Annotated in this window: 4 protein-coding genes and 1 rRNA gene; 4 read left to right on the top strand and 1 reads right to left on the bottom strand. The window is 60.3% G+C overall.

Translation table 11 applies throughout. The features are described from left to right. The first annotated feature begins 6 nt into the window (after nucleotides 1-6). Nucleotides 7-119: ribosomal RNA gene (gene rrf, locus F2P44_RS33735) — 5S ribosomal RNA — on the top strand. A gap of 98 nt (nucleotides 120-217) precedes the next feature. Further along, nucleotides 218-658 (top strand): hypothetical protein, encoded by a 441-nt coding sequence (locus F2P44_RS33730; RefSeq protein ID WP_167094372.1) that lies wholly within the window; start codon nucleotides 218-220, stop codon nucleotides 656-658. A 39-nt stretch (nucleotides 659-697) separates the two neighbouring features. Here the strand turns inward: F2P44_RS33730 and F2P44_RS33725 are convergent, their stop codons facing one another. After that, nucleotides 698-2,113 carry a DHA2 family efflux MFS transporter permease subunit gene (locus tag F2P44_RS33725; RefSeq protein ID WP_167094376.1) on the bottom strand — a complete coding sequence of 472 codons (1,416 nt, stop codon included), beginning with the start codon at nucleotides 2,111-2,113 and terminating at the stop codon, nucleotides 698-700. 439 nt (nucleotides 2,114-2,552) lie between these two features. Here F2P44_RS33725 and F2P44_RS33720 point away from each other — a divergent pair, with 439 nt between their 5' ends. Continuing rightward, nucleotides 2,553-3,299: an SDR family oxidoreductase gene (locus tag F2P44_RS33720; RefSeq protein ID WP_223165147.1), complete on the top strand. Its 747-nt coding sequence runs from the start codon at nucleotides 2,553-2,555 to the stop codon at nucleotides 3,297-3,299. A gap of 99 nt (nucleotides 3,300-3,398) precedes the next feature. Further along, nucleotides 3,399-5,906: a penicillin acylase family protein gene (locus F2P44_RS33715; RefSeq protein WP_229423900.1), complete on the top strand. Its 2,508-nt coding sequence runs from the start codon at nucleotides 3,399-3,401 to the stop codon at nucleotides 5,904-5,906. Nucleotides 5,907-6,296 lie beyond the last annotated feature (390 nt).

Here is a 6,296-nt window from a genome sequence, read left to right as displayed (position 1 = left end):
GTTATGCCTGATGACCATAGTAAATCGGTACCACCCCTTCCCATCCCGAACAGGACCGTGAAACGATTTTACGCCGATGATAGTGCTGCAACCAGTGTGAAAGTAGGTCATCGTCAGGCTAGTTATATGAGAAAGCCCCACCAGCCAAGCGCGCTCAATCGCGTTTTGTGCAGGTGGGGTTTTTTTTCGTCCACCCAAATCCCTTCATGGAATTCTGATGAATTTCGATGATATTCCGCTAGAAAGCCTCTTTCGCGCCAACTGGCTTGCCGATCTGCCTGACCTGATCGTCTTGAAAGTGGAAGTGATTGCCTACCTCCACGCTCTGTGGCGGCCATCGAAATCAAGTCCGCGAAATTCCTGGTCCTGTCTGGCATTGGCTTCTTATACCAGTGACGCGATTGCCGGCTGGATGCTGGCTCCCATCTACAAAGTTGGCCGCCGCGATGTCTGGAGCCTGCCGGAGATCGAGTGCGGGGATCGCCTCATCCCCCTCGACCCGGGCTATCGGCGTTTTTCTTCGTACCCAGGCACGGAACAAATCGATGAATTGGTCACCGCACTCGAGTTCTTCAATCTCGCTTTAGATGAGGAAACGATCGAGTCGTGGTATGTCGTGCGCGATGGCGCAATGATGCCTCCCGCGCCCGGCGCCTGAGCCGGGCGCTCAGGAAAAAACGCCGCCGAACCGCCACGATTAGCGCTGAAGCTGGAGCGCCGTACCGCGGCTGATGCTCTCGCCATCGTTCTGGTGCAAGCGCCAGAAGGTCAGCGACGAGATCACGGTAATGATCGACAGCGTCGCAAAACCATGATGCAGCGCGCTGATGACCATCGTGCGGTCGGTCTGCGGCACATCGCCCAGGAACCAGGCGGTGACGAGCGATCCGGCGGCCAGCCCGAAGCTCATCGACAGCTGCTGGAATGAGCTCGACATCGTGCTGGCCATGCTTGAATCCTGATCATCGATATCGGCATACGCGAGTGAATTCATGCACGAGAACTGCAGCGAATTAAAAAATCCCTGGGTCAGCCCGAGCAGCACGATCAACACCAGCGGCGTGCCGGCGCCGATGAAGGAAAACAGGCCGATCGTCAAGCCGATGCACACCGTATTGACCACCAGGATCTGGCGATAGCCGAAGCGCTGCAGCAAACGTTGCGACACCAGTTTCATCGCCATCGCCGCGATGGCGGCCGGCATCATCAGCAAGCCGGATTTCCATGCCGGAAAACCTAAGCCCACCTGGTACAGCAGCGGCAGCAGGAAGGGCATGCCGCCCAGGCCCAGCCGCGTCAGGAAACCGCCGACGACGGCAATGCGAAAGGTGCGGATGTGAAACAGCGACAAGCGCAGCAGCGGGAACTTCCTGCCTCGTGCATACAAGGCATACGCGCCCAGCAAGCCGAGCGAGGACCCCAGCATGGCTGCGGCGGTCACGGGCGCCAGCGTATGTTCGCCGAAGATTTCCAGAAACCAGGACAGCATCGCGGTTCCCGAGCTGAACAGGATCAGGCCGACCACGTCGAGCGGCCGCCGCTGTGCCGCGCGGTAGTCGGGCATGTAGCGGAACACCAGGAATAGCGCCACCAGGCCGACCGGCACGTTGATAAAGAAAATATAGCGCCACGACACCCAGTGCACGACCAGCCCGCCGACCGTCGGTCCCAGGAGCGGGCCGATCAGCGCCGGAATGATCACGAAATTCATCGCGCCCAGCAGCTCGGACTTGGGAAAGGTGCGGATGATGGCGAGGCGCCCGACCGGCATCATCATGGCGCCGCCGAGGCCTTGCAGCAAGCGGGCGGCGACCATCATCGGCGCGGTGACCGCCATGCCGCACAGCACCGATGCAATAGTGAAGACCACAATGGCTACCGCGAACACGCGCCGTGTGCCGAAGCGGTCCGCCATCCACCCGCTGACCGGAATACCCACGGCCAGGCTGAGGATGTAACTGGATACGATGGATTTCAGGCTGAGCGGACTGACGCCCAGGCTCGCCGCGATGCTCGGTACCGCCGTGTTGACGATGGTCGCATCGAGCTGTTCCATGAACAGCGCAGCGGCGACGACCCAGGGCAGATAGGTCTTGACGGAGGCTTGACTCAGAGCATCCTCGCATCGGCATGGGGTGGGTTAACGGAAGATCGCGCCTGCGCGCATTCCTCGCGCCAGTCGATCTTGGTCTTCGCCGTCAAACCCATTCCCCGTCCCCAGACAATCTACCGGCAATGCTGCCGGTTTTTCTTATTATAAATTCTCCCGATGCGGTGAGCACCGGCCTGCGCGCACGCCATCGCCGGAGGTTCGCAGCGACATGCACCTCGACGAATATTACACCTAACGAAAGCATGAAATATTTCTTTTTCTCATCAATTAAAGGCATGCGGATGAAAGTGGGAGCGGCATGTTCCCAGCCGCGTCGCCTACCTGCAGCCGTGGCATGTGCGCTATATAGAAATAGGCAATCAGCCGATAGTCCTGTGTATTTCCGTGCATGCCATTGGTTTGTAAGATGCGTCACCTGTCCGACATTCAAGGAGACCACATGTCCAGCCATCACCATCCGCACCAGAAAGTTGTACTCATTACCGGCGCCAGCAGCGGCATCGGCGCCGCCACCGCGCGCTTGCTTGGACGCCACGGTTACCGCCTGGTGCTCGGTGCGCGCCGCGCCGACCGCCTCACCGCCCTGGTCGCCGAGATCCGCAACGAAGGCGGCGTAGCCGAAAGTTTCGCGATGGATGTGCGCCGCCTGGAAGATGTGCAAGGCTTCGTGGCCTTCGCGCTGGACGTGTACAAGCGCGTCGACGTGCTCGTTAACAATGCCGGAGTGATGCCCTTGTCCAGGCTCGATGCGCTCAAGGTCGACGAATGGAATCACATGATCGACGTGAATATCCGCGGCGTCCTGCACGGCATCGCGGCCGCCCTGCCGCTGATGCAGCAACAGCGCTCGGGCCAGTTCATTAACATCTCGTCGATTGGCGGCCATGCAGTCAGTCCCACGGCCGCTGTGTACTGCGCGACCAAGTTCGCGGTGGGCGCCCTGTCGGAAGGCTTGCGCCAGGAAGTGGACGGCGACATTCGCGTGACGGTCATCTCGCCGGGCGTGACCGAGTCGGAGCTGGCGGAAACGATTTCCGATCCGCTGGCGCGCGAAGCCATGCGCGACTTCCGGCGCATTGCGATTGCTCCAGCGGCCATCGCCAGTGCCATCCGCTTTGCCATCGACCAGCCGGCTGACGTGGACGTGAGCGAAATCATCGTGCGTCCGACCGCCAGTCCGTACTGAGCCGCAGCAGGCTTGCGGCGCAGCGCTGGCTGCGGCAGGACGGGGACGTCATCGCATTCAAGCACGACCCGTTGCCGCCGCTTGCGGCACAGCTTTCCTTTGTTGACTCCACTCAATACGCTTCAAGCCGGCGTTCGTACGATTGCCTGTCGGTCATCCGGCCGGCGACAGTCAAAGGGAGTCACCATGAGACGTGTATTTTCGGATTTAGTTCGCCAACATCGCAAGGTGTCGACTGCCCTGGCGGCAGGCCTGGCCGGGCTCGCGATGGGGGGCTGCGGGCGTAATGACGAGGCAGCTGGACGGGGGACGGCGGCCCGTCCCCAGTTCCGCGCTGAACTGGCGCGCACGTCGCACGGCATCGCCCATATACGCGCAAGTGATTTTCGTGGCATCGGCTACGGGCTGGCCTATGCCTATGCCCAGGATAATGTCTGTATGTTCGCCGATACCATCCTCACGGTACGCGGCGAGCGCTCGCAATTTTTCGGCGCCGATAAAGCGGCAACGCCGGCGCGCGATGGCGAATATGGCGCCAGCAGCGATTTCATGAAGCTTAACAACGAGGACAGCGACTTTTTCTTCAAAGGCTATCTCGATGCGGAGCAGTTAAAGGCAGGATATGCCGCCGGCAGCCAGGAAGCGCGCGATTTGCTGGCCGGTTACGCGGCCGGCTATAACCGTTATCTCAAGGAGTATGCCGGCCGCTATCCCGCCGCCTGCAACAAGGCGCCGTGGGTCAGGCCGATTACGTATGACGACATGATGCTGGTGCTCGCCGAGAAAGCGCTGCACGCATCCGGCCAGGTATTCGCGCGGGAGATCGTCGATGCCGCGCGCGATAGCGGCGCTTCGCCGGCGGACAAGTCCCAAGTCGGGGCGATCAGCGATATCGGCTTCCTCGAGCGCAGGCTTGCGCGCCTCACCAGGGAGCAATTGGGGAGCAATGGACTGGCACTCGGCAAGGATGTCACGGCGAGCGGGCGCGGCATCCTGCTCGGCAATCCGCATTATCCCTGGACCAGCACCGACCGCTTTTATCAGGCGCACCTGACGATTCCAGGGCGTTACGATGCCATGGGGGCGATCCTGGGCGGCATTCCCATTATCGTCATCGGCTTTAACAAGGACGTGGCGTGGACGCATACCGTGACGCGCGCGGTCCATTTCACGACCTTCAGACTGGCGCTCGATACGCGCGATCCGAGCGGCACGACATATCTGTACGATGGCTCTCCCACCAAAATGCGCTCGAAAACGGTGAGCGTGGACAGCCTGCGGGCCGATGGCAGCATGGGCCGGCGCAGCAAGACCTTCTATTTTACGAAGCAGGGCGCGGTGCTGGTGAAACCGGATGCGGGCATTACCTGGTCGCCCATTGCTGTGCACGTGCTGGGTGATGCGAATCGCCACAATACGCGCCTGATCGAACAATGGATCGGCGTAGGGAGCGCCAAAAATGTCGGCGAGATGAAGGCGTCGCTCGACACGATTGTCGGCCTGCCGTGGGTGAATACGATGGCGGCCGACCGCGATGGCAATGTCCTGTATGCCGATGCGAGTGTCGTGCCCAGGGTTGGGGCGGAGATGTTCGCGTCCGATTGTTTTGTGCTGCCGCAGCTATTGATGTTCGACGGCTCGCGCCGGGCCTGCGGGTGGGGCGATGATGCACGGGCGCCTGCGGGCGTTTTCTCGCCGGTCCAGGCGCCATGGATGACGCGCACCGATTATGTCGGCAATTCCAATGACAGTTACTGGCTGTCGACGCCGCGCGCTTTGCTGACCGGGCCGGCGCCGTTCGGCTACTCGCCGCTGTACGGGCCGACCGGCGTGGCGCAGATGCTGCGCACGCGTATCGGATTCAGGCAGCTCGAAGATGCCCTGGCAGATAACAGGCGGCTGCAGATGAGCGATGTGCAGGAGCTGGCGTTTGCCAATCGCGTGTACGCGGCGGAATTGATGCTCCCGGAATTTCTGCCGTTGTGCGGCGTTTCCATCGATGCCATCGTGGCGCAAGCTTGCCGGGTATTGCGCGCATGGGACAGGCATGCCAATCTCGATAGCCGGGGGGCGGTCCTGTTTCGCGAGTTCTGGAACCGGGCGTCGCTGATTGCGGACAAATGGGCCGTCCCGCTGGACCCGGCAGATCCGGTGAATACCCCGCGCGGGCTTGCTCCCGCTGCGGGGCCTGCCATGCTGGTGGCCTTGAAAGAAGCGGCGCAGCAGATGCAGGCCTTGGGCGTTCCGCTGGACGGGCGGCTCGGTGATTACCAGAGCGACACGCGCAAGGGCATACGCGTACCGCTACACGGAGCGATCGGCGATATCGATGGCTCCTACAATTCCATTCACATGGAGACGCCGCTGCAGGCGGATGGCTATCACCAGGTTGCATGGGGTACCAGCTACGTGCAGACGGTGACGTTCGATGAGGCCGGGCCGGTCGCGCACGCGATGCTTCTGTATGGGCAGTCTGTCGATCCGGCGTCGCCCTACCATGCTGACCAGTTGCCCTTGTATTCGCAGAAAACCTGGCCGTTGCTGCCATTCACAACAGGCAGCATGCGGGCCGATTCAGGTTACTCCGTGACGACATTGTCAGAATAGGCCTTGCCACTGCGGGGATGCTTTGCTATAGTTCGCCTCCCCGCTGATTCAGTAGCGAAATCAAGTAGTTGCAGAGCAGATCAGGGGCGTTTCGAAAGAAACGAAGTAACAAAAAGGGGTTGACGAGAAACGCGAAACGCTGCATAATCTCACCTCTCTGCTGCAACGAACAAAACGCTTCGTAGCAAACGGCAGAAGTAGCACAGAATAAGTTCTTTAACAATTAACAGTCGATAAGTGTGGGCGTTTGATGAAGGTGCCAGCGAAGCGTAAGCGACGTTGAATACTTAAATTATCAAATGTTCACAAAAAAGAAACACGGCGCATCGAAAGATGAGCTTGTCAGTATTTTGAGTGAGCGATCTGTCCGCAAGGACATTAAACAGAGAT

It is taken from the genome of Massilia frigida (assembly GCF_011682175.1).
Classification (GTDB): Bacteria; Pseudomonadota; Gammaproteobacteria; order Burkholderiales; family Burkholderiaceae_D; genus Telluria_A; species Telluria_A frigida.
The sequence above is the reverse complement of the archived record's forward strand: the minus strand, read 5'-3'. Positions and strand labels throughout refer to the sequence as shown.

Coding starts and splice junctions, on each gene's coding strand:
- F2P44_RS33730 (WP_167094372.1), top strand. CDS start 218: ATGAATTTCGATGATATTCCGCTAGAAAGCCTCTTTCGCGCCAACTGG.
- F2P44_RS33720 (WP_223165147.1), top strand. CDS start 2,553: ATGTCCAGCCATCACCATCCGCACCAGAAAGTTGTACTCATTACCGGC.